The organism is Sphingobacterium sp. Lzh-3 (assembly GCF_046764375.1).
GTDB lineage: Bacteria > Bacteroidota > Bacteroidia > Sphingobacteriales > Sphingobacteriaceae > Sphingobacterium.
In genome coordinates this window covers 3,294,845-3,319,889 of sequence record NZ_CP177226.1, presented here as the reverse complement: position 1 = coordinate 3,319,889, position 25,045 = coordinate 3,294,845, and the positions used below count along the sequence as shown (strand labels likewise).

General features: G+C 38.9%; 21 protein-coding genes. 16 read left to right on the top strand and 5 right to left on the bottom strand.

Annotated elements, in window-relative coordinates; genetic code table 11:
* Positions 1 to 8: 8 nt before the first annotated feature.
* Together ACLCDV_RS13940 and ACLCDV_RS13935 are read left to right on the top strand one after the other, a co-directional pair.
* The gene (locus ACLCDV_RS13940; protein ID WP_313188369.1) at positions 9 to 758 is read left to right on the top strand and encodes a succinate dehydrogenase/fumarate reductase iron-sulfur subunit; all 750 of its coding nucleotides are present in this window, start codon (positions 9 to 11) and stop codon (positions 756 to 758) included.
* 247 nt (positions 759 to 1,005) lie between these two features.
* Positions 1,006 to 1,902 carry a polysaccharide deacetylase family protein gene (locus ACLCDV_RS13935; RefSeq protein WP_075992649.1) on the top strand — a complete coding sequence of 299 codons (897 nt, stop codon included), beginning with the start codon at positions 1,006 to 1,008 and terminating at the stop codon, positions 1,900 to 1,902.
* Positions 1,903 to 1,945: 43 nt separating this feature from the next.
* Here ACLCDV_RS13935 and ACLCDV_RS13930 read toward each other — a convergent pair whose 3' ends face one another.
* Positions 1,946 to 2,488 (bottom strand): GNAT family N-acetyltransferase, encoded by a 543-nt coding sequence (locus ACLCDV_RS13930; protein ID WP_411971439.1) that lies wholly within the window; start codon positions 2,486 to 2,488, stop codon positions 1,946 to 1,948.
* 493 nt (positions 2,489 to 2,981) lie between these two features.
* On the opposite strand from ACLCDV_RS13930, the gene ACLCDV_RS13925 reads away from it, so the two are divergent.
* The gene (locus tag ACLCDV_RS13925) at positions 2,982 to 6,197 is read left to right on the top strand and encodes a SusC/RagA family TonB-linked outer membrane protein (protein ID WP_411971438.1); all 3,216 of its coding nucleotides are present in this window, start codon (positions 2,982 to 2,984) and stop codon (positions 6,195 to 6,197) included.
* A gap of 35 nt (positions 6,198 to 6,232) precedes the next feature.
* The gene (locus tag ACLCDV_RS13920; protein WP_411971437.1) at positions 6,233 to 8,110 is read left to right on the top strand and encodes a RagB/SusD family nutrient uptake outer membrane protein; all 1,878 of its coding nucleotides are present in this window, start codon (positions 6,233 to 6,235) and stop codon (positions 8,108 to 8,110) included.
* 193 nt (positions 8,111 to 8,303) lie between these two features.
* On the opposite strand, the gene ACLCDV_RS13915 is transcribed toward ACLCDV_RS13920, so the two are convergent.
* Together ACLCDV_RS13915 and ACLCDV_RS13910 are read right to left on the bottom strand one after the other, a co-directional pair.
* A complete protein-coding gene (locus ACLCDV_RS13915; RefSeq protein WP_317666463.1) occupies positions 8,304 to 9,515 on the bottom strand; it encodes an MFS transporter in 1,212 nt (403 codons plus the stop codon).
* Between the two features lie 88 nt (positions 9,516 to 9,603).
* Entirely contained in the window at positions 9,604 to 10,263 is a 660-nt protein-coding gene (locus ACLCDV_RS13910; RefSeq protein WP_317666465.1) for a FadR/GntR family transcriptional regulator, read from the bottom strand.
* 262 nt (positions 10,264 to 10,525) lie between these two features.
* Here ACLCDV_RS13910 and ACLCDV_RS13905 point away from each other — a divergent pair, with 262 nt between their 5' ends.
* Together ACLCDV_RS13905 and ACLCDV_RS13900 are read left to right on the top strand one after the other, a co-directional pair.
* The gene (locus ACLCDV_RS13905) at positions 10,526 to 12,331 is read left to right on the top strand and encodes a serine hydrolase (protein WP_411971436.1); all 1,806 of its coding nucleotides are present in this window, start codon (positions 10,526 to 10,528) and stop codon (positions 12,329 to 12,331) included.
* Positions 12,332 to 12,370: 39 nt separating this feature from the next.
* Positions 12,371 to 12,637, top strand: coding sequence for a hypothetical protein (locus ACLCDV_RS13900; RefSeq protein ID WP_317666470.1), 267 nt, complete (start codon positions 12,371 to 12,373; stop codon positions 12,635 to 12,637).
* 77 nt (positions 12,638 to 12,714) lie between these two features.
* Here ACLCDV_RS13900 and ACLCDV_RS13895 read toward each other — a convergent pair whose 3' ends face one another.
* On the bottom strand, positions 12,715 to 14,292 hold the full coding sequence (locus ACLCDV_RS13895; RefSeq protein WP_317666472.1) for a Na+/H+ antiporter: 1,578 nt from the start codon (positions 14,290 to 14,292) through the stop codon (positions 12,715 to 12,717).
* Positions 14,293 to 14,484: 192 nt separating this feature from the next.
* Positions 14,485 to 14,949, bottom strand: coding sequence for an Lrp/AsnC family transcriptional regulator (locus tag ACLCDV_RS13890; RefSeq protein WP_333627564.1), 465 nt, complete (start codon positions 14,947 to 14,949; stop codon positions 14,485 to 14,487).
* Between the two features lie 191 nt (positions 14,950 to 15,140).
* Here ACLCDV_RS13890 and eat point away from each other — a divergent pair, with 191 nt between their 5' ends.
* From eat to ACLCDV_RS13840, 10 genes are all read left to right on the top strand, one after another.
* The gene (eat, locus tag ACLCDV_RS13885; RefSeq protein WP_411971435.1) at positions 15,141 to 16,463 is read left to right on the top strand and encodes an ethanolamine permease; all 1,323 of its coding nucleotides are present in this window, start codon (positions 15,141 to 15,143) and stop codon (positions 16,461 to 16,463) included.
* The gene (locus ACLCDV_RS13880) at positions 16,460 to 17,821 is read left to right on the top strand and encodes a glutamine synthetase family protein (protein ID WP_411971434.1); all 1,362 of its coding nucleotides are present in this window, start codon (positions 16,460 to 16,462) and stop codon (positions 17,819 to 17,821) included. The genes eat and ACLCDV_RS13880 overlap by 4 nt, the downstream gene beginning before the upstream one ends.
* Before the next feature lie 7 nt (positions 17,822 to 17,828).
* A complete protein-coding gene (locus ACLCDV_RS13875; RefSeq protein ID WP_411971433.1) occupies positions 17,829 to 18,986 on the top strand; it encodes an iron-containing alcohol dehydrogenase in 1,158 nt (385 codons plus the stop codon).
* A gap of 1 nt (position 18,987) precedes the next feature.
* A complete protein-coding gene (locus tag ACLCDV_RS13870) occupies positions 18,988 to 19,737 on the top strand; it encodes a gamma-glutamyl-gamma-aminobutyrate hydrolase family protein (protein ID WP_411971432.1) in 750 nt (249 codons plus the stop codon).
* Positions 19,715 to 21,091: an aldehyde dehydrogenase family protein gene (locus tag ACLCDV_RS13865; protein ID WP_411971431.1), complete on the top strand. Its 1,377-nt coding sequence runs from the start codon at positions 19,715 to 19,717 to the stop codon at positions 21,089 to 21,091. Before ACLCDV_RS13870 ends, ACLCDV_RS13865 begins: the two co-directional genes overlap by 23 nt.
* Before the next feature lie 373 nt (positions 21,092 to 21,464).
* Positions 21,465 to 22,040, top strand: a complete 576-nt coding sequence (locus tag ACLCDV_RS13860) for a DUF3267 domain-containing protein (RefSeq protein WP_411971430.1) — start codon at positions 21,465 to 21,467, stop codon at positions 22,038 to 22,040.
* A gap of 433 nt (positions 22,041 to 22,473) precedes the next feature.
* Positions 22,474 to 23,313: a class I SAM-dependent methyltransferase gene (locus ACLCDV_RS13855; RefSeq protein ID WP_411971429.1), complete on the top strand. Its 840-nt coding sequence runs from the start codon at positions 22,474 to 22,476 to the stop codon at positions 23,311 to 23,313.
* Positions 23,303 to 23,524, top strand: a complete 222-nt coding sequence (locus ACLCDV_RS13850; protein WP_317666490.1) for a hypothetical protein — start codon at positions 23,303 to 23,305, stop codon at positions 23,522 to 23,524. Before ACLCDV_RS13855 ends, ACLCDV_RS13850 begins: the two co-directional genes overlap by 11 nt.
* A gap of 53 nt (positions 23,525 to 23,577) precedes the next feature.
* Positions 23,578 to 24,066 (top strand): NUDIX hydrolase, encoded by a 489-nt coding sequence (locus ACLCDV_RS13845; protein WP_317666492.1) that lies wholly within the window; start codon positions 23,578 to 23,580, stop codon positions 24,064 to 24,066.
* A gap of 27 nt (positions 24,067 to 24,093) precedes the next feature.
* The gene (locus ACLCDV_RS13840) at positions 24,094 to 24,795 is read left to right on the top strand and encodes an HAD family hydrolase (RefSeq protein ID WP_317666494.1); all 702 of its coding nucleotides are present in this window, start codon (positions 24,094 to 24,096) and stop codon (positions 24,793 to 24,795) included.
* Positions 24,796 to 25,045 lie beyond the last annotated feature (250 nt).

The following is a 25,045-nucleotide window of genomic DNA, read 5'->3' as shown; positions in this document are numbered from 1 at the left end:
GAACGATTATGGATTTACACCTTAAAATATGGCGGCAAAAAGATCGCAACGCTACAGGAAAATTAGTTACTTACACCTTAACAGATCTCAATCCACATATGTCGTTTTTGGAGATGTTGGATACCCTAAATGAACAGCTTATTACGCATGGAGACGAACCTGTAGAGTTTGACCATGATTGTCGCGAGGGGATCTGTGGGCAATGCGGTATGATGATCAATGGCATCGCACATGGACCTCTTAAGCATACAACCACCTGTCAGCTACATTTACGTTCATTCAAAGATAACGATACGATTCTTATCGAACCTTTTCGATCAGCAGCATTTCAGGTTAAAAAGGATTTGAAAGTGGACCGTTCGGCTTTTGACCGAATTATTTCTTCCGGGGGATTTGTATCCATCAATACTGGTCAAGCCCCAGACGCGACAGTGATCCCTATTTCTCATGAGTTAGCTGAGTCAGCATTTGACTCAGCGGCCTGTATTGGTTGTGGTGCTTGTGTTGCAACGTGTAAAAATGGTAGTGCTGCATTATTTACCTCCGCAAAGATTACCCATATGGCTTTGCTTCCACAGGGAAAAGAAGAGCGCAGTGAACGTGTTTTAAATATGGTGAAGCAAATGGATCTGGAGTCATTTGGTCACTGCACGAATACAGAAGCCTGCGAGGTGGAATGCCCACAAGGTATATCAGTTTTGAATATAGCGCGCATGAATTTTGAATATAACAAAGCACTATTTTTTAAAAAGAAATAGAGACCAACTGTCAAAAAAGTGGCACGATTGTTTCTTATATCGGATTTATAATAAAAACTGAAGCCATAAAAGAGGTGTACGGGATTGATGAAGGTTACTAACCTTATCCCTGAAAGTAGGGATTTGTAAGATTTTATGGTTAATAAATAGGTTTTTGTAGTAATTTTGAAAAAAGAAATTCATTAAAGTTTTAGCGATTGATATGAAGTGTAGTAGGTTGTTTGTGGTACTTTTCATTTGTAGTACAATGTTTAGTGTAACCGCATGTAAGGATTTTTCAAACAAAGTCTTGGGAAAAGGCGAGCTGAAGGACACACTTACGGAAAAATTGGTTGTCAAGGAAAAAATACCACATTTGTTAAATAGGTGGGATTCACTTCAGAAAAATCAGATTCAATTTACAGTAGATAGTCTGCATCCTGTTCCGATCAAACAACAAAAACGTGAACTTAAGGATTCCCTGCGGAAAGCATTTGATACGTATCCAAAACATATCTATCTGACTTTCGATGACGGACCATTGATTGGTAGCGCCTTTATTGATTCTATCGCGAAAGAAAAAAACATTAAAGTGAGTGTATTCTTGATTGGCAAGCACGCTAATATGAGCAAAGGGCGGAAACGCGATCTTGCCCGTTATGAGTCCAATCCGCTTATAGCCTGTTATAATCATAGCTATACACATGCAAACAATCAGTATTCTCGATTTTATAATAACCCCCAAAATGCATTTGCTGATTTTGAAAAGAATGAAAAAGATCTCAATCTAAAACATAAGATCGTTCGACTTCCGGGCAGGAATATCTGGATATATGATGATGTTCGTAAGATCGACCTTAAGAATGGATCCAGTACCGCCGATCTATTGCATAAGAACGGATATACAATTTATGGTTGGGATGTCGAGTGGCGGCTTAATAGCATCACTGGTGCACCTATACAGAGCCAGGAGTCTACTTTGTCACATATTCGGAATTATATGAACAATAAAAGCTCAATGGTGCCTAATAATGTTGTTTTCTTGATGCATGATGATATGTTTCAAACGCAAAAGGGGCAACAGGAGTTGTCTTCTTTAATAGATGCACTGAAAAAAGATGGTTATCAGTTTGAATTTATGCAAGACTATCCGATTAAATATTAAATAGAATTGTTAATTAGCATCAAATCATAATGAAGAGTTTGGTTTATGAAATAACACCAAACTCTTCTGGATAATGGACAGTGCCCTGTATACCTTTTAAGGAATTGTCTGTTAGTTCTTTTATCATACAATTTTCATCAGGAACATCAAATGGAAATTTTATACCATAGACTGATGCAGGTACATATCCAAATTTAGGATAATAGTCTGCATGTCCGAGCACAACTACCGATCCAAAATCCAATTCTTTTGCAATCTGATGGGCGCCAAGAATTAATTTTCCGCCAATTCCTTTTCCTTGAAATAGAGGTAGCACAGCGACAGGAGCTAAGGCAAGAGAATCGAAAACTTTTTGATTCTCTTTATCAATAATCTGCACCTTTGTCAGGAGGATGTAGCCTACTATTTCTCCCTCAACTTCTGCTACCATGGACAGTTGTGGTATAAATTCCGCTTTCTTTCTCAGTTTTTCTACTAGAATGTGCTCTTGATGATCGCTATACTGTTCGTTCTCAAAAGCGAGTCGGATCAGTTCGAATACAATAGTTGGATCACTTGACTTTTCTTGCCTGATTTTTAGGTGCATAGTTTTGTTCGTAGATATAACTATTTCTTTGCTATTAATAGATCCGTATTGAGCTCCATTGTTTGTACACACATAGTTGTTTTAAAACAATCAATTATAGATCTGATTATAAGGAATAAAGATGCATATTATTATTTAAAAAATTGATAATATACTTTCGATATACTAGAGTATACTTTTCTTTCAGAAATTTCTTTTAAAGACGAGCAGTTAGCGATTTTTGTACCAGGTATCATCCTAATAAGGTTGTTTTATACCTGATCGAAAAATAAGACTAACCATTTTTATTTTTGCAAACTGCTTATTTTCAGTTGATTAAAGTTAAAGTGTTAAATAGTGTAAAATTAACACTTGCTTTGTATATTTATTTTCGTATTTTCATGTTAGATAAACAATTATAAACCACTTCTGATAAGACGCCTAAACCGATATGTCTTTAAGGAGTAAAAAAATAACTAATTAAACACAAAATTTAAACAATTAAACAGTTTTTATGATTAACTGCCATTATTTCTCAAATCAATGGAAGAGAGCGTTTTGGACTGGATCGTTGTGCTCTTTAGTGGCCCTGAGTCCTCAAATCGTTGATGCTGCAACCCTCGCAAGCTATGGAATTCTCTTTCAACAGGAGCAAAGCGTTTCCGGAACGGTACATGATGAAACAGGAATGCCAATTCCTGGAGTAACAGTATCTGTAAATGGAACGAACCTCGTAACAAAAACCGACAGTCAGGGTAAGTACAAGTTGGATAAGGTCCCTATGAATGCGATCATTAATTTTAGGATGGTGGGTAAGCAGTCTATGGATGAATCTGTAAAAGGACGGCATGCGATAGATGTCACGCTTTTGAATTCGGAATCCAATCTTGAAGAAGTCGTTGTTGTTGGTTACGGAAAACAACGCAAGGAAACGGTTACAGGTGCTGTAGCTACTGTTAAAGGTAGTGATCTTGCTCAATCACCGGCATTAAACGTTTCCAATGCATTAACTGGAAGAGTACCTGGTGTAACCGCGACTAATGGAAGTGCTGAACCCGGATACGATGGTTCAAACATAAAAATACGGGGTACAAATACATTAGGGAATAGCAGTCCATTGGTCGTTATTGATGGGGTTCCAGCGCGTGAAGGTGGGATCGATCGGATTAATCCTCGTGATATAGAAAACATCTCAGTTTTAAAGGACGCTTCTGCGGCTATTTATGGTGCCCGGGCGGCAAATGGTGTTATTCTGGTTACGACAAGAAGAGGGAAAACAGGAAAACCTCAGTTTTCATACACTTTTAACCAAGGATATTCACAACCGACTGTCATACCTAAATTGACGAATGCAGCTCAATTTGCTGATATCCGAAATGAACTCGAGATTTATAACCTTCCTGTTGAAGAATGGTCTGCGGCTTATACCGCCATCAACGAGAAAGGTAGTTACAACAAGCAGGGCGGTGGGGTATTAGATGCACCATTTAAACCAGATGATATCCAAAAGTTCAAGGACGGATCAGATCCTTGGGGACATCCGAATACGGACTGGTATAAGGCGACTTTAAAAGACTGGTCACCTCAACAACGCCATAATTTGCAAATTAATGGTGGTACGGAGGATGTGAAATATTTAATGTCTTTGGGGTATCAAAATCAGGATGCTTATTATAAAAATTCGGCTACAGGCTATAAACAATATGATTTAAGGATTAATTTGGATGCCAATATCAGCCAGTATATTAAAACACAATTTGGCGTTTTGGGAAGACAGGAAAATCGAAATTTTCCGACTAAGAGTGCGGGCACAATCTTCAGAATGCTAATGCGGGGAAATCCAACACAACCTGCAATATGGCCCAATGGAATGCCGGGACCAGATATCGAAAATGGCGAAAATCCGGTGGTAATTACCACTAATGCGACAGGTTACGATCACGATAAACGGTATTATTTTCAAACAAATGGGCAGGTTGAGATCACAAATCCATGGATAGATGGCCTTAAATTAACATTGAATGCCTCTGTTGACAAATACGTAAAGAATCAAAAGACATGGGTTACACCCTGGACATTATATTCTTGGCAAGGGGCCTATGAAGCGGATGGTACTACACCACAACTGGTTCCGGGAAGACGCGGGCCTGCCGACCCAAATTTGAATCAAAGTAATGAAGATCAGTTAAATATCTTACTCGGAGGGATCTTGAGCTTTGACCGAAAATTTGGTGACCATCAAGTGAATGCTATTGCTGGTATCAACAGAGAAACAATCGATAATGATAAATTTAGTGCATATCGTCGCTATTTTCTTTCAACTGCCATCGATTATCTTTTCGCGGGTGGAGAACAAGAAAAAAACAATGACGGATCTGCATGGAAAAGAGCACGGTTAAATTACTTTGGTCGTTTTAGCTATAATTACAAAAGTAAATACATTGCGGAATTTCTGTGGCGCTATGACGGCTCGTATATGTTTCCGGAAAGTGAACGATTTGGTTTTTTCCCGGGTGCTATGGCGGGATGGGTCGTATCTGAAGAAAATTTCTGGAAAGAAAATATTCCTGTAATCAATTATTTCAAGATACGCGCCTCATATGGTCAGATGGGAAATGATAATATCTATTATGATGACAAACTACAAGAGTATCAATACTTCTCGACCTACTCTTTCGGAACATACATCGTCAACGATAAACTTGCGAAAACTCTTTATGAAAGTCGTGTTCCGAACGAAATGATTACTTGGGAGGTTGCCAATAATTATAATCTTGGATTTGACTTTCAGTTTTTGCAAGGGAAGTTAAACTTTGAGTTCGACATTTTTAAAAATCGTCGTAACTCTATTTTATGGCGCAAAAATGCTTCCATACCGCAAAGTACGGGTATGACATTACCCGCTGAAAATATAGGTAAAGTGGATAATAAGGGCTGGGAGTTTAATTTAGGTTACCGTGGCAAAGTGGGAGATCTGGGCTATACTGTAGGTGTTAATGGTGGATATGCAAAGAACAAAATTATCTTCTGGGATGAAGCTCCCGGCGCTCCGGCATGGCAACAAAGTACCGGTAAGCCTATCAAAACGGATATTTATTATGTTTATGATGGCGTATTTCGCGACATGGAAGACATTGCCAACAATAAATTGGATTACAGTGCCATTACAAAAACTCTACGTCCAGGAGATATGAAGTATAAAGATTTCAATGGTGATGGAAAAATAACACCAGATGATAAAGTTAGACGCGACAAAAATAGTGACCCAACGTTCCAGGGCGGGTTCAATTTTAGCTTAACCTATAAAGACTTTGATCTATCGGTCCTATTTCAGGGAGCTACAGGTGGAGAGATACGTGTAGGTACGGATGAATCGGGTTCTATCGGAAATTTTGTAGAAGAGTTCTACGATAAACGTTGGAGCATTAGTAACCCGAGTAGTGTATATCCCCGTTTGACAGATCGTGGAAATCAATATTATTCCTATAACAATACCTATTGGATGCGCAGTACAGATTATCTAAGGTTGAAAAACGTAGAATTGGGATATAATTTAGCCTCAAGTATTTGTAGCAAAATTGGTATTGGTTCATTACGTCTTTATGCCAATGGTATGAACCTCCTCACTTGGAGTAAGATAAAGATGTATGATCCAGAAGCAGTTAATGCCTTGGGCCAATATTATCCGCAAGCAAGATTGATTAATGTCGGTGCATTATTATCATTCTAACCAGCTGTTATCGCAAGAACTTAACTAAGAAAAAAATGAAAAAAATTAAAAATATATCACTTATACTCCTTGTACTTTCTGCTTCATTACAAGCTTGTAATGACGATTTTGTAAATACAAAGCCACTCAGTGAAGTGCCACAGGAGATCGTTTGGTCGGATGCAGGGTTATCTGAGGCTTTCGTGACAGAAATCTATAACGGTTTTGGAGTAGGAGGCTTTTATGAACAGGAAATGGCATCTATGACAGACGAGGCTTTATTTACACACCCTAACCGCGGGATAAATACTGTCACCGAATCTCGATCAAATCCAGCTGATCAAGGCTATATAATGGATACTTATGAATATGGACGTATGTATACACGTATCCGTGCAACAAATATTGCCATTGCTAATTTAAGCTCACCCAAGTTTGACAAAGCAAAGGCTGATAAGCTTTTAGGCGAAGCCTACTTCCTACGTGGTTATTATTATCAACAGCTGTTACGCTTTTATGGTGGCATACCCATTGATAATAAGATATATACATTGAATGATAAAGACTATATGGTTCCGAGAAACAGCTATGAGGAGTGTGTCAATGCGATCGTGAAGGATCTCGATAGCGCAGCTCTTTTATTAAAAGGTATTTCATCGGCAAAAGGACGTGCTAATGAAACAGCTGTATTGGCCTTAAAGTCAAGGGTGCTTTTATATGCCGCCAGTGACCTCCATGATGCGGGTAAAGCCAAAGCAAAATCAACATTATTAGCTGGGTATAAAAATCCAGAGTATTTAATGTACACGAGTGGCAATCAGGTGGAGCGCTGGACAAAAGCAAAAGCTGCAGCGAAAGCCGTATTGGATCATACGGAATTTGCCTATAAATTAGACTTGAGTCAACAAGCGTCACCCAGTGAAGGCACGGCCAACTATATGGCTGTATCGTTAGGAGGGGGGAGCAAGACAGTTGATTTTACAGCAGGAAAAGATATCATTCTGGGTAGATTCTTTATTGACGAAAAGGATGAACGTGGTGGCTGGGTAGGGCGAGATAACGGTCCAAATGGCTATCATAACTGGGCAGGAAATACACCGATACAACTCTTGGTAGACGATTACGAGACCATTAACGGCCAAAAATTTGATTGGTCCAATCCTTCTATGGCTACAAATCCTTATCAAAACCGCGACCCGCGTTTAAAGGCAACGATTTTATATGATGGTGCAGACTGGAAACCCAGGACAGCAGACGTCGCTGAAAGAGATAAGGCGAACCAAATTCAAACAGGTCAATACGAAATAATGAACGCCAAAGGACAAAAGGTAATCCAATTTGGTCTCGATACAAGAAAAAGTCCGATTGAAGACTGGAATGGTTCCCGGACAGGATATTATATTCGTAAGTTTACGGATCCGGATCCTACAATGCAGGATCAGAACACAAGGCAGCGCATACCCTGGCCAATGTTTCGTTACACAGAGGCGATATTGAACTATGTAGAAGCATGTCTTGAATTGGGAGAAGAGAATGAAGCCAAAACATGGTTAAACAAAATCCGCTTTAGAGCTGGAATGCCTGCAATACCTACCAGTGAAACAGGCACGGCATTAAAAGCACGCTATAGAAACGAGCGCCGTATTGAATTGGCCTACGAAGAGCACCGCTTCTTTGATGCTCGACGTTGGATGATCGCTGCAGAAACTATAGGTCGGAAAGCAAATATTATAAACATTACGGGAACCCTAAAAGCTGGTAAAAATGTAACCCTTTATCAATATAGTCCCGATAACTACACTTATACATATACGGTCTCCAATATTGATCCAGGCATCGAAAATAGGAACTGGGATGACAAGATGTACTATACTTCTTTACATCGCGATGAAGTTAATCGAAATACAAAATTGATCCAAAATCCAGGTTATTAGTATTTAAAAAAAGCTGTCCAAATGTGGACAGCTTTTTTTTGCGGCTAATTTATAATACGGTTTGCGTAGGTACAATTTTAGTTATTATGATGTCATTCACGATAGCTCTTTGGATAGGTTGACGCGGTAACAGCTATTCAAAATAGTTCCCACAAAACGGAAGACTAACTTTTTGGACGCACTGATTTTAAAATTACTTTTTCTTCTGATTTATATTGGGTAATAGCCCCGTAACTACTCCAATTAATGGAAGATAAGCACAGATATTAAATACATATTCGATTGAGGTTTGATCTGCGAGCCAGCCCAGAACTGCTGAACCAATTCCCCCCATACCAAAAGCAAAGCCAAAAAATAAACCAGCAATCATACCGACCTTTCCTGGGATGAGTTCTGTTGCATAGACCAAGATTGCAGAGAATGCAGACGAGATAATAAGACCTATTAAAATAGCGAGTATAATGGTTGCTCCTAGACCTACATGGGGTAATAGTAAGGTGAACGGCGCCGCTCCAAGAATAGACACCCAAATAATTAATTTACGACCATATCGGTCGCCCAAGGGGCCGCCCAATATGGTGCCTGCGGCAACAGAAGCAAGAAATATAAATAAGTAAATCTGAGACTCCTGAACCGAAACATGGAATTTATTGATCAAATAAAAGGTGAAGTAGCTGGTCATTGAAGCCATGTAAAAATATTTGGAAAAAATGAGTATCAATAAAATTACAAGTGCAAATATTACTTTTGATTTTGACAGATCAGATTTTGAAGCAGCAACAGAAGTTGTTTGTGTCTTAGGCTTGAGGTGTATTTGATACCAATTACCAACATAAGTAAGAATCATAACGGCTACAATGGCCAATACCCCAAACACACCGATGTATTGTTGGCCAAAAGGGATCACAATAAGTGCGACAAGAAGGGGACCTATCGCACCACCAGCATTACCACCGACCTGGAAGATCGACTGGGCGAGCCCTTTTTTGCCTCCGGAAGCTAAATGAGCAACTCGAGAAGCTTCAGGATGAAATATAGACGAACCCATCCCAATTAGACTTACAGAAAGGAGAATGTAGATAAAGTTTGACGCAAAAGAAATGCATATCAATCCGGCTAAAGAAAAAAGCATACCGACAGCAAGTGACCGGGGAGTAGGGTTTTTATCTGTATACAAACCTACAAAAGGTTGCAAAATAGAGGCGGTAAGCTGAAAAACCAACGTTATAATACCAATTTGGGTAAAACTAAGGGCATAATTTGATTTTAACATGGGATACACTGCTGGTATGACAGATTGAATCAAGTCATTTAGCAAGTGTGAAAGACTAATCGCAAATAAAATTGGATAGACGGTTTCGGAACTTTTCCAAGATCCATTCGGGTTTAATGATTGTGTTTTCATAAATGAAATATTCATCAGGTCATCTGATGTTTTGGTTGATAAAAATAAAATATATTGAGATTGATGGTTTGCATATGCTACAGGAAAATTACAGTTGTTGGATAATTCGGTTAGCAATATCAACAGCTTTTTTCACTTCTTTATCTTTGATTGCCAACATCAGTTCCTCGTGTTGCTGTTGTGAAGTTAGGAAGGGGACTGTATCCTTATAAATAGTCATGAAGAACTTATTGACATGCTCAGACAAGGTTGTATATAAAGCGGTCAAAATACTATTTCCACATGATTCAGCAATTGCACTGTGAAAGGCAATATCAGCATTAACGCATGCGGTCAAATTTCCCATTTCGGCGTATTTAGCTCTATTTTTAAGTGCCTGCGCCATATCTTTGAGACCTTTCGAAGTACGATTTAAGGCTGCTTTTTCAATAATTCGTAACTCTAATACGTGTCTAACTTCAAAAATATCGTTAAAATTGGCTTTCTCAATTTTTGAATCAAGGGCATGATGACCGGTACGACTTTTGACAAAAGTACCAAGCCCCTGTTGCACATTTAGATAGCCTGATTGACTTAAATATTTGACAGCTTCACGAATGCTGGATCTGCCCACAGCAAATTGTTTCATCAATTCTGGTTCCGTTGGAAGCTTAGATTCAACAGGAAATTCTCCCGATTTTATTTTTTCCTCTATTGCTGTGGCAACTTCCTCTGCCAGAGATTTTCGTACGATAGCTTCAGTCTTCATATAGTCATATCATCTGATGATTGCAAAGGTAATAGAATTTCTTGTTTTGGCAAATGTTTAAACTTTATTTTATCGTTCATATTCGAACATAGAATGTTCAAATATGAACGATTTATATTGTGATTAGTTTTTTATGTAGCTGAATTATAGGTGTATATTATTTTGGTGGCAAAGTTGGTATTAAACATACGAGATCATGTAAGGGCACGACGGACATTCAGTGCCGCAGGTATAATCTCCTTAAATCAAATTTTAAATTATTATGGACAGCATAAAAGTTTTACCTATAATAGCAATTTTAGTGATAGCTGTAGCAACAGTCTCAGCGCAAACGAAACATCGTTTGAAGAACAGTATAGCCGAAGTCGAATCCAGTTTAATACCAACAGTTCGTTTCGAGGGAGAACCCCCTTGGGATATACGATCACGAATGGAATTCTACCATGTTCCCGGACTAAGTATAGCTGTAATCAAAGATCAAAAAGTGCTATGGAGTAAGGCATACGGCTTTGCGGATCTTGAATCGAAAACACCTGTCACCTCCAGTACGCTGTTTCAATTGGCCTCCATGAGCAAACCTGTGAGTGCATATGCGGCTTTGAAAGAAGTGGAGCTTGGCAAGTTAAATCCGAATGCCGATGTGAATGTATATCTGAAATCATGGAGGATATCAGATAATGACCTGACCAAAGCAAAAAATGTTACGCTTAAGAATATCCTCAGTCATACGGCTGGTTTCACGGTCATTGGATTTCCGGGGTATAAAGTTATAGACCCAATTCCTACAGCGGTTGAAATACTGAGTGGTGTAAAGCCAGCTAATACACCGATGGTTTATGTTGATAAACTTCCTGGCTCAAATTTTCGATATTCAGGCGGTGGGTATACGGTACTTCAACAGATGCTCGTTGACATTGAAGGAAAAGATTATGGCAGTATTATGGAAGAAAAGGTACTCTCACCTTTGGGTATGAAAAATAGTACTTTTGCCCAGCCTCTTCCTGAATCAAAAAGACAATTTGCGGCGACGGCTTATACGATGGATGGCAAAAAGGTCGAAGGAAGATATCATGTCTACCCGGAACAGGCGGCTGCGGGCCTATGGTCAACAGCAGAAGATTACGCTAGATTCGTAATCGATATTCAACGGACCTTAAATGGCAAAAGTAGTCTTGTTATCTCTAAGAAGATGGCAGAAGAATTCACAAGTCCCTATATTGAACCTATTGTAGGATTAGGTGTATTCCTAGAAGATTATAACGGCTCATCTTATTTTTGTCATGGCGGTTGGAACGAAGGCTTTAGCTCTTATTTTGTGGGAAGTAAAACAAGCGGAGATGGAGTTGTCATACTCACGAATACAAACCAGCCTGAATTTATCAGCGAACTTGTACGCGCTGTCGCATTAACGTATCAATGGCCCAATTATCTTGCTCCTGTAAATAAAATTTTGCCTTTAAGAAATCAAGATCTGCAGGTCTATGGCGGACGTTATCGGGTTGATAAATATGGATTTATAAAAGTGTACAAGGAAAATGGTAAACTAATGTCTGTCCAAAATCTAGATAAGCCAGTCGAATTGGTTAAAGTGGCTGCAGATACTTTTGCCATGCGAGATCGCAATGTGATGGTTGTCTTCCCAAAAGATTCTGTGACAGATCGATATGTACTTGTGCAGATCTTGCGTGATAAAAAGATTTACTCCAGAAATCCCAAACTTAGTGAGAACGATATTATTCCTTTTGAATTTATTATGCAAGGAAACTATGAAGATGCAGTAAAAGCTTATCAAAAAGCAAAGGAAATTGATAATGCACATGAATTACTCTCGGAAGGCTTTTTGAATAGTGCTGGTTATGAGTTGCTTAGTCAGAATAAAATAGATCAAGCTATTCAAATGTTTAGAGTTAATACGGTCCTATATCCGAATAGTGAAAATGTTTATGATAGTATAGCTGAGGCCTACCTGAAAGCGGGGCAAAAAACTAGTGCAAAGGAGAATTATAAAAAGGTCTTAAAAATTAATCCGAAAAATGAGAAAGTAAACAAGGTTTTAGAGTCGTTATAAGACGGACAGAATGAACTATTTTTTTGTTAATTTGCGCCCATGTCAAACCAAGCAAATAATTATCAATTATTTTCCAAAGAGATGCTATCACTTTGGAAAAGCCAAGACGTATCTTATATTAAAGTTGAAGAGCTATCTGTTGTGAACGGAATTACTTTTTTCGAGCTTATACCAGATTCAGAACTTTTGGATGATGGAGGAGCTGAAACCCTGTATGCTATAGACTCGGAAGATGTCGAAGATATGCTCGTATTTAACAAAAATATTAAATTTGTTGTTCACGATATTTACTTAGATGAAGAGTAATTGACTTATTTGTTTATGATCGACAATAAACTCCATTGTCGGTCATAAACTATAAGACTAAGCTGATCTTGAAAAACCTAACTTCTCATATTTAATCTTTCTTCCTGGAGATCTAATAAACGAAGATGTTTTCTGATAATCTCTTCGTCTAACAAAAGTTCTTCCCGATTTTTATTGATAAGCCAGATACGTTGTGACTCAAGAATATCGATATATATTTTACGGTATTCGGCATAATTAATGATGATTTCCGAGCTCCGCAATTGATTTTCATATTTCTGTAACTGATCTTTCAAGGTCGGAAAGCTTTCCACTTTGTCGGCATAGTCGTTTCGGATTTTGTCAACAGCCACTTGAGCCAGTCTATTCTGAATTTCATAGTCGATTTCCTTCTCACTTCGTACAAAATCTCTGTCAACTAATTTGATTTTTCTTAATATAAAAGGAAGTGTTAGGCCTTGAACGAGTAAAGTTAGAAGAATCACGACAAAAGTGATGAAAAGAATAAGGTTTCTTTGGGGAAATGGAGTACCATCTGCTAACGTCAAGGGAATAGACAGTGCTGCGGCCAGGGAAACGACACCACGCATTCCCGTCCAACCAATAATCAAGGGAGTTTGCCAACCTGGCGACTGTGCATCTGCAACTGTTATAAAATTTCTCATAATCAATGTCGTAATGACGGCCGCATATCCTGCAAAAATTCTTACAAGAATAAGTACTATTGTAACGGCTACACCATAGCCAATTGCAGTAGAGATATTAGTATCGCCCAATCCAGAAACTATCTCAGGCAAATCTAATCCAATAAGCATAAAGACGATTCCATTTAACAAAAAGCAGAAGCTTTCCCATACGGTTACTGTTCGGATCCGAGATGCACTACTCAAGAAATCGTGACTTCGGTAAGAGAGAAATAGTCCGCCACTCACTACCGCCAAAACCCCTGAAGCGTGAAGTTGTTCTGTCATCAAATACATCGAAAAAGGCGCTATGAAAGTTAATAATATGTCTGTATTGGAATCGGTAGGCAAAAGTTTGTGCATTTTGAGGAAAATATACGCGATGATAAGACCAATTCCTACACCACCAACACACATCCAAATAAAGCTTCCAGCAGCTTGGTACCATACATATTGACCAGTAGCTGCGGCAATCATGGCAAATCGAAAAATTATTAATGAGGAAGCATCGTTCAATAAACTTTCGCCTTCTAGAATGGAGGCTAATCTTTTGGGTACCTTTACAAATTTTAAAATTGCACCAGCGCTAACCGCGTCAGGAGGGGAAACTATTCCTCCTAGTAAAAAACCTAAGGCTAGAGAGAATCCTGGTATAAAATAGTTAGCAAATATGGCAACCGATAATGCTGTGAAAAATACGACGACGAAGGCAAAGCTGAAGATAATCCTGCGCCATCGCCAGAGTTCTTTCCAGGAAGTTGACCAAGCAGCTTCGTATAATAGCGGTGGTAAAAAGATGATGAATATTAATTCAGGCTCTATTTTAATAGGGGGAACTCCAGGGATAAAACTTATTACAAGTCCCGCCAATACGAGTAGAACAGGGTATGCGACCTGGATTTTTCTTGCCACCATGATTAGCATGGTGATCAATAGAACTAAAAATAAATAGAATTCAAAATTTTCTAACATATACAAACTTTACGTACATAAATATAAATCAAATTTCCACAATTATTTAAACGTGGAAGACCGATCGGAATACTTTTCATATTGCCCTAAACCTATGCGTGTGGTGTAGGTAGGAGTTCAACTTGTATTGATCGGAAATGAGAAATTACTACTTGCAGAAGAAAAAACAAAAAGAGTCTAGCTGTAATTTTATTAGAGAAAGAGCGGAAGACGGTTTGTATTCACAATTTCCTTCATCACGAAATAACTTTCCATGTGTCTGATTCCTTTGATCGTTGCCAGTTTGCTGAAATTGAATTCGTGATAGTGATCAACATCCCTTACCATCACCTTGATTTGATAATCAAATGCGCCAGTTACATGAAAACACTCAACTACTTCCGGAAACTTTTGTATCTCTTCCATAAATAATAGTGCACTTTCATTCGAATGTTTCTCCATACTAATAGATACTAAAACCATCAGATTAAGCTCAAGTTTTCTTCTATCTAGTAGATAGACCTTCTGCTTTAAAACCGAAGTTGCCGTCAATTTCTTAATTCTTTCATATACAGGAGTCATAGATAAACTAACACGATCAGCTATTTCCTTGTTACTGATATTTGCATCTTGTTGCAGTAGATCCAGAATCATAAGGTCTTTCTCATCCAATTTCATAAAGACAGTAAATTAAATCTAAAAAAAATATATCTAAGCGTATGGTTAGATTCCCTATACTGCAGATATATGTTTAATAATATTATTTTACTAAAATAGGTATAAAGGTAGATATATAACACTGTATAATAAGGAATAAGTAGTAAATTTATATTAGTTAATTAGAATCAATTACCGACCTAAATAAAATTATGAGTGAGCCTCAATTAAAGAAAGTTCTGGGTCCTGTTATGTTGTGGGGGTTAGGTGTAGGCTATGTGATCTCAGGAATGTATTTTGGATGGAATCTCGGTTTGGCCGAAGGGGGCACATTGGGGTTGGCCATTGCGACAATATTTGTTATTGTCATGTATCTAACATTTACCTTTAGCTATACGGAGATGGCCTGTGCGATACCAAAAGCCGGGGGTGCCTTTGAATATGCCAATAGGGGATTGGGTAAGCAATTGGGGTTTGTTGCTGGAATTGCACAAAACATTGAGTTTGTTTTCGCTCCTCCTGCAATAGCAGCAGCAATAGGTGCTTATTTGCATTTATTACATCCTACGGTTGGCTATCTTACTTTCGCTATTGGCGCTTATGCCATTTTCACTTCAATGAATATATTGGGGGTTAAGCTTGCGGCATCATTTGAATTGATTGTGACAGTCCTAGCTGTAGTCGAATTAGTGATATTTGCAGGAGTAACGCTACCAGCATTCGAATATTCCAACCTTGAGCGCAATGCTTTACCGAACGGTTTTTCTGGTATTTTTGCAGCGATTCCATTTGCAATTTGGTTTTTTCTGGCTATTGAAGGCATCGCCAATGTTGCCGAAGAAACTATCAATCCGCAGAAAAACGTGTTAATTGGATTCGGATCTGCGATTGTAACTTTAGTTGTACTTTGTATCGTTACATTTTTGTCTGCGGTTGGTGTTGCAGGCTGGGAAGCCGTTGTGTATCCTGTGGGTAGTTCCGAGCCATCAGATTCACCATTGCCACTTGCTATTGCAAATGTGATCGATAATCACCATATCCTTTATAAATTACTAATTGGTGTTGGTCTACTGGGACTCATAGCTTCTTTTCATGGTATTATACTCGCTGGTGGTAGGGCGACCTTTGAATTTGGAAGGGTGGGATATGCACCATCAATACTCGGAAAAGTACATAGGCGGTTTAAAACTCCGGCTAATGCACTGCTTGTCAATATGGCAATTGGTGTAATCGCGTTGCTTACGGGTAAGACTGCGGGTATTATTACTATTGCTTGTTTCGGCGCAATCTGTCTCTATATTATTTCCATGTGGTCATTTTTTGCATTGCGAAAGAATGAACCAATGCTGGAACGACCATTTAAAGTTCCTCTGTATCCAATGTTTCCAATGCTGGCTTTAGTTATCGCTGTCGTGTGTTTGATAGCAATGATCTATTATAACCCATTGACGGCTTTACTATTCTTCGGGCTTGTCATTTTATCCTATATCTATTTCCTAATCTTCCTTGACAGGGACAAAACCACCAAATTATGATCGATAAAAATGAAATTATTTCTAGATTAAAAGAATGTGCGAGCACGCATGTCAAAGTCGCAGTAGCCGACATAGACGGTGTCTTAAGGGGAAAATTTATGCACCGTGATAAGTTTCTCTCTGCGCTAGATAATGAATTTGGATTCTGTTCGGTAGTGTTCGGATGGGATGTTAATGATCAAGTTTATGATAATGTAGAAGTTACAGGCTGGCATACTGGATATGGGGATTTTCCTGCACGTATAGATAAAAACACATTTCGGCTGATTCCTTGGCAAGAAGATATTCCTTTTTTTTTAGCTGATTTCGACTCTCCAAATACTAGAGATCAGAATGTATGCCCGAGAGCACTACTAAAAAACATCCTTTCACAGTCAGAGACCGCAGGATATAAACCAATTTTTTCACAGGAATTCGAATGGTTTAATTTTGTGAAAGCTAATAACGGATCTTCACCAAATGTCTTTAAAGACATGATGCCAATTACTTCGGGTATGTTTGGTTATTCCGTCTTGCGGATGTCGGATAATTACGGCTTTTTTCAGGACTTGCTAGCCATGCTCGAAAAGTTTGGTGTACCACTTGAAGGTCTACATACAGAGACGGGACCAGGTGTACTGGAAGCAGCTATCCAATGCAGTGAAACTCTTGAAGCTGCAGACAGAGCGACACTTTTTAAATCTGCCGTAAAAGAAATTGGAAAGAAACATGGGATCACTGCGAGTTTCATGGCCAAGCAGACAAAGGAGTTGCCAGGCTGTAGCGGACACTTGCATCAGAGTCTTTGGGATCTTAACAAAGAGAAAAACCTCTTCTATGATAAAGAAGATCAGCTTGGAATGAGCAAGCTGATGAAACATTTTCTTGCCGGTCAACTGTATTGTTTACCTGACATACTTCCACTGCTTGCACCAACTGTTAACAGCTATAAGCGGTTAACTGAAGGAGCGTGGGCGCCCACAACGTTGACTTGGGGGGTAGACAATCGCACCACAGCACTCCGTGTCATCGAAGGAGGACCTAAAGCTACACGTATTGAGCATCGTGTTGTCGGCTCGGATGTGAATCCCTATCTGGCTATTGCGGCATGTTTAGCAAGTGGACTGTATGGTATCAAACATGAATTGTCACTGGACAATACTCATACCGTTGGTAATGGTTATAAGGATCTCGAGCATGGGGTCTTGCCTAGAAATCTTTATGAGGCTACCAGCCGAATGGCTCAATCAGAAGTAGCAGCTCAATTATTTGGAGAAAAGTTTGTTGACCATTTCTGCAAATCCAGAATGTGGGAATGGCGGCAGTTTTCTGAACAAGTAACCGATTGGGAAACAAAAAGATATTTTGAAATTATTTAACTGAAAGATGGATACAGAAAGAATTTATGGTTTTAATTTTCCGACACCGATTCGTTTTGGTGCAGGGGCTATCAATGAACTACCTGACTACTTATTGGCAAATGGTCTGAGTCGCCCTTTGTTGGTAACCGATCCCACTATTGCTCAATTGCCATTTTTTAAAGAAATTCAGCAGAAGCTGACAATTAAAGGGATTGATGTTATCGTCTTCCATGAGCTGCACAAAAATCCTGTAAAATCAGACGTACTCCTGGGTGGGGATGTCTTTAGGGGACAAAATAGAGATTCCATAATTGGCGTCGGTGGCGGGGCTGCACTGGACGTAGCTCGAGCAATTGCATTGCGTGCATATCATCACCTTGACCTGTTCGACTATGATGATTTGATTGGTGGAGATATTTATGTGACCAATGAAATACCACCTTTGATTGCGGTACCTACAACGGCGGGAACTGGAAGTGAGGTAGGACGGAGCGCTATTATCTCCGAAGATGAAACCAAGAAGAAAAGGATTCTGTTTAGCCCCAAGTTGATGGCAAGGATAGTATTTGCTGATCCCTTACTTACGATGGATCTTCCGCCGTTCATTACTGCGGCGACAGGAATGGATGCACTTACGCATAATATGGAAGCTTATTTAGCCAAGGGATATCATCCGATGTGTGATGGGATAGCGCTTGAAGGAATGGCGATGGTGGCTGGTTCAATTGAAAAGGCAACCAAGGAATCCGATTTAGCGTCGCGCTCAAAAATGCTTTTGGCATCTTTGATGGGTGCTGTTGCCTTTCAGAAAGGATTGGGAGTCGTTCATAGCTTGGCACATCCGCTATCGTCGCTCCTTGATACCCATCATGGACTAGCCAACGCTGTGAATTTACCCTACGGAATGCAGTTTAACTATCCCGGTTTCGAAGATCGTTTCGAGCGCATGGCCATGGCTCTTGGCCTTGGTAACGACGCTGGAGATCGCGTAGTGGACTATCTATTTAACCTCAATTTACGCTTGGGGCTGCCTACACAGCTATCAGCCATTGGTGTAAAAAGGGAGCATTTAGAACCGCTATCACAATTGGCATCTGTTGATTTTTGCCATCCATCAAACCCTAAACCTGTTAGCACAGAAGATTTTCGAGCTATTTATGAGACCGCATACGGAGGAAAATAATATGATAAAAATTGGTATCAGTGCCTGTTTTTTTTATCCAGACACCGGAAGGGCGGTCTTTGGTCATAAGTCATTGAGTTATATGGAAAATGATATGGCCAGATGGATATGTAAAAAAGGTGTTCTTCCGGTACTATTGCCTGATCTTGATAATACATTATTAGATGATATCTTAGCGGATATGGACGGTATAATTCTTCAGGGCGGGAGTGATATAGCGCCACAGCATTATGGGGAGGAACCGATAGGCCACTGGAGAGGGGATCCATATCGGGATCAATATGAGTTAAAAATATTGGATTACGCCATTAAGCATCATAAACCTGTTTTGGGTATCTGCAGAGGTTTTCAATTGATGAACGTTTATTTTGGAGGTACAATGTATCAGGATATTGCCAGTCAGTTGCCAGAAGCAGGGATTCATCGATCAGCAATTTTATATGATACGATCAATCATCCGATACATATTGAATCGGGAACACTTTTCGACAGGTTATATGGTCATGTCCTCAACCCATTAGTAAATACCGTCCATCATCAGGCGATTAAGGATCTCGGGCGCGACCTTGAGGTATATGCGCGTTCAGATGATGGATTTATTGAGGCATTTGGATATATTAAAGAAGCGCCCGGTAAGGTTATGGGGGTGCAATGGCATCCCGAGTTCTCTCCAACACAAGGAGGAATACTTTTAGATGAAGATTTGATTTTTAATGTTTTTATTGAACATGCAAGACAACATAGAAATTAGAAATCCCGCAACTGGCGTTGTAGAGGCGCTGTTGCCTTCCACGACAACCATTGAGTTGGACGCAATGATGAGGCTGTTAAAACATGGACAACGCGATTGGGTTAAAGTACCTTTACAAGATCGTCTGGATTGTATCCTGCGATTTGGACAATTGATATCGGCCAACAAGCAAGAGCTTGCGGAGATCCTTACCAAAGAAACGGGTAAACCAATTATACAATCGTACAATGAGATTGGCGGAGCACAAAATCGTATTGATCATCTTCAGCAGAATGCGGTAAAATGGCTTTCTGAAGAAGTTATAATAAGTGAAGGAGCTACTTTGGAAAACATCCGATATGAACCTCTTGGCGTGATTGCCAATATCTCCGCATGGAACTTTCCTTACAATGTTGGATTTAATGTTTTTCTGTATGCGTTGGTTGCGGGTAATGCGGTTCTCTATAAACCATCTGAATTTGCGGCTTTGACGGGACAGCAGTTTGCAAAATACCTTTATCAAGCAGGCATTCCTGATAATGTATTCCAATGCGTTGTCGGTGGTGGGCAGATCGGTCAGCATATGCTATCATTGTCATTGGACGGTTATTTCTTTACTGGGTCCTATAAAACTGGATTGCATATAGCAACAACAGTAGCACATAAATTGGTTCCGGTACAGCTTGAACTAGGTGGAAAGGACCCGCTATATGTTGCAGAGGATGTGACAGATGTTAGGCGGGCTGCGATTTCGGCTGCTGAAGGAGCGTTCTACAATAATGGACAGAGCTGTTGTGCCGTCGAACGCATCTACGTTTCTGAGAAGATATACGATCAGTTTGTTGAGGCCTTTGTTGAAGAAGTCGCATCCTATACTGTGGGTGACCCCATGGATGCCGACACATTTATTGGCCCATTAACCCGTGCTGCACAGTTGAATATCCTTGCAGACCAAGTAATAGATGCGCTGGAAAAGGGAGCAAAACTTCGTTTAGGGGGACATTCGCTCGAAGGAAATGGATATTATTATGCCCCTACAGTTTTCGAAAATTGTAACCATAGCATGGCGCTCATGCTTGACGAGACCTTTGGCCCGTTGATTGGTATTCAGAAGGTATCTTCCGATGATGAAGCAACTAATTTGATGCAAGATACGAAATATGGCCTTACAGCGGCGGTATTCTCTTCAGATCGCGATAGAGCTATGCGTATACTCGAAAAAATGGATACAGGAACAGTATATTGGAATTGTTGTGATAGGGTAAGTCCTAATGTGCCTTGGTCAGGACGTCGAAATTCAGGATTGGGTTCGACTTTATCCATTCAAGGTATCCGCGCATTTGTTCAGCCCAAAGCCTACCATTTACGGCCCTAGTAACTTTATTTACCCAATTTATTTAGTCTATTACACAGCTGTTAATTAAAAGCAGGAGGAAAGTGATCTCGGATATATCAAACTTTGGTTCTTTTCTTAGTTTAAACCAATGGTATGAATTATAGTCCAATACATAGAAGTAAGGATAGGAGAGGGAAAGATTAGTTTTTAATTGAAAGGTCGGGTTTTAACGCTCGACCTTTTCTATTAGATAACATCATCGAAAGATCTTAACGTTAAAATGATTATAGCGGATCGGGCTTATCACAATTATTGATCCTAATTCAAAAACTAAAACATAAAATTTGCTGGAAAAAAGTTAATTTAGTGGCAAGCCTGAAAATTAGTGTCTAAATAATCAAATGTAAACAGTATGTATGAGTCTGAAAAATATGAGAAGGAGAAACTAACCATTGATCTCCTTTGGGCTAATAAGTTTGGATTACTCATCCTGTTTCCAATAGTTGTTGTATTTGGTTTACCCTACTACTTAGTCTGGAGATCTGAACTGGATTTTAAAGGTATGCTTGGAGGGCTGGGCCTCTCTGGTAGTTTCTATGTTTTTGGTATTATTTTGCTTGGGATTGCTGTTCATGAACTGATCCATGGAATCGCTTGGGCTATTTTTGCAAAGAATGGATTCAAGTCTATGAAGTTTGGCGTAATGTGGAAACTGCTTACACCATACTGTCACTGTAAAGACGCCTTGAAAGTGAGAGAGTATATTATTGGAGCCATCGCACCTGCTATTTTACTTGGTATTCTCCCTGCTATTGTTGCTATCTTCAATGGAAGTATTAGTTTGTTGATCTTTGGTATGTTTTTCACGATGGCCGCATGTGGAGATTTTTTAATTATTAATCTGATTAGAAAGGAAAATTGGGATGACCTCGTGGAAGATCATCCTACAGAGGCTGGATGTTATATCTATAGGAAGATCAGTAATTAGTCACGATTATTCTTCGTCGTATTAGGATATCGGGACTGTTGCAGCTTCATTTCTTATTTTCCATATGCCTTGAGAATGACTTATCGGACCGCACCATTCAGATTAGGTTGTTAGTAACCAAGTCCTTTACTATCCTAGTTATTTTCTTGCCTGAAAAACCGTATAAATAATTGAAATTAATCAGACATGATTTGTTAAAAATCTTTATTTTTGTAATCTGTTATCTTTATCTAACATATCATCAGTGTCTTAACTAAGAAGACCGGCTCTAAAAAGAGTACAGGATACGTTGAAATCTTGTGATTTTTAACGTAAGGATGGTTATTCCCTTTTATTTTTTTAATCTTAAATAAACAGTTGGTTGTAAAATCGAATGTTTTCTCAATTTGTAATACGAACTGTATTATAAATTGATGATAATACCGCGTGTATCATGAGTAGTAAACAGTTAATAAGTAGAGATATCGAAATATTCTATACAAAAGCGTCCGAAGAAACCCGGCTTAACAAAGGAATGGGGGTATTTGAATTTGAGAGAATCAAATTACTTATCGAGAGGTTCATTTTGTCTTCTCCTTTGACCATAATTGATGTCGGCGGTGGCACGGGCAAATATTCTGAATGGCTGGCAAATAAAGGACATCGGGTTCATTTGGTTGAGCCTGTTTCGAAACATATAAAGCTGGCACAAAATAGAGCGCATAAACTAAGGAACAAATTTTCTGTTCATATGGGAGAATCCCGAAAATTGGAATTTCCTCATAATTATGCAGACTTGGTAATACTGCATGGGCCACTTTATCATCTTCAAGAGCAAGAAGACCGCAATTTGACAATTTGTGAAGCAAAAAGAGTATTGAAAAATGGAGGAATTATTCTGGGATTTGCCATAAACTATACCGCTTCTACCTTAGTTGGTCTTTTAAGTGGTTTAATCCATAAAGCCACTTTTTTTCAAATGTGTAAAGGTGAACTAACGAATGGTCGGCATAATCCACCCAGTGATTTTCCGTGGCTTCTCGCAGAAGCATTTTATCATAGACCCCAAGAGTTGAAAGAAGAGTTTGTAAACCAAGGATTGACCCATTTAGATACTTATGCAGTAGAGGGAATGGTCTGGTTGGATAAAGATTTTTTTGCTAATATGCTGGATAGCAAAAGACGAAAAACATTGCTGGAGCTTATACAGATTACCGAAAATGATAAGTCTCTTTTACCATTTAGTCCACACATGATGGTGGCAGTTCAAAAAACAGACAAATATGGAAAATAAGGCAAAATATTATCAGATCTTTGTAGAAGATAAAGGCAAACAAAATGAAGTTGACCTTGGTGAGCGGCTGGGATTTAACGAGGCTGAGACCATGAAGATAATAGCACAGCTGTTATTTGAGAATAGAATTGAATATATAATGGATCGGTGTTGTAATTATCGCCCAACGAAGAGAGGAGGAGAAAGAAGGGCAAGTGCTAATATTTATTAATATTCTTGAAGACTCTCGTAGCATTTTCTATTTTTGTTACAAACAGAGAAAAGATGAGCAACGAAGTAATAGGTTTGAAGCGAGTAGCGACATTATGTATATTGAGAAATAAAGATAAGTTTCTATTGCTAAGACGCCTAAAGGATCCCAATAAGGATATGTATGTTCCCGTTGGTGGGAAAATAGACCCATTTGAAAACCCTGATACTGCTGTCACACGTGAGGTTATGGAAGAAACAGGAATCCGGATCACTTCAAAACAGTTTTGTGGAATTTTAACCGAAACCTCTCCGTTAAATTACAATTGGATCAGCTATGTATATGTATCCGATGTCGAATTTGTAGAAGCACCTTATTGTAATGAAGGCGATTTGGAATGGGTATCAGCAAAAGATTTGGACTCTATTCCGACACCTCTAACTGATCTTTATATCTATGACTATGTGGCGAAGGAAAAGTTTTTTGCATTTAACGCGATCTATGATTCAGCCTTAATCTTAACAGAGCTATGGGAACAATATAGCAATACTAAGATCATATAGAACTTGTAAATTGAATAAGAAATAAAAATGATTGTCAATAAAAACGCTATTAAAGTCATTGCATTTGATGCTGATGATACTTTATGGGTAAACGAACCCTATTTTCAGAAAGCAGAACATGATTTTTGTACACTGTTGGAAAACTATCTTCCGCAGCATGCAATATCAAAAGAGCTATTTGAGACAGAGATGAACAACTTGTCGCTTTATGGATATGGCGTGAAAGGTTTCATTCTTTGTATGATAGAGACTGCTAGCCGTATTTCTGCTGGTCAACTACCTTTAAATATAGTAAACAAAATTATAGGTATTGGACAGGATCTACTAAAGATGCCGATTGAATTACTGGAGGGAGTTGAGGATACCTTGGCCCAGCTCAGTGCTCACTACAAATTGATTGTAGCCACGAAGGGTGATCTATTGGATCAAGAGAGAAAGTTGAAAAATTCAGGTCTTCAAAAATATTTTCACCATGTAGAGATTATGAGTAATAAGAAAAGCGAGGATTATGCAAAATTATTGAGTAAGATCGAATGCCGAGCTGAGAATTTCATCATGATTGGAAATTCAATTAATTCCGATATTCTACCAGTTTTAGAGATGGGTGCACAAGCGATACATGTTCCTTATCATGTTACTTGGACGCATGAGCAAGCTAGTGCAGAAATTAAACCCAGCAATTTTTTGCAGGTAGGCAGTTTAGATCAATTGCTACCAATCTTGCTTTAATAAAAAATGCGTATCTAGGTGCGCATTTTTTGCGATTATTCCACGTATGAAGTGGCATATACCCGTATGTGCCTGGCATAGCAAATCTATATTCACTCTCTGTCATATTTAATCCAGTATCTTAAATCAATTCGATAGCCTGATAACTCTTTGTATTTAAACAAGTTTACAAAAGGAACTTGTTTGAACTTGCTGTATCAGACATTGATTTTGTATTACAGCATTTATATTATCCGATTTTGTGATTAGG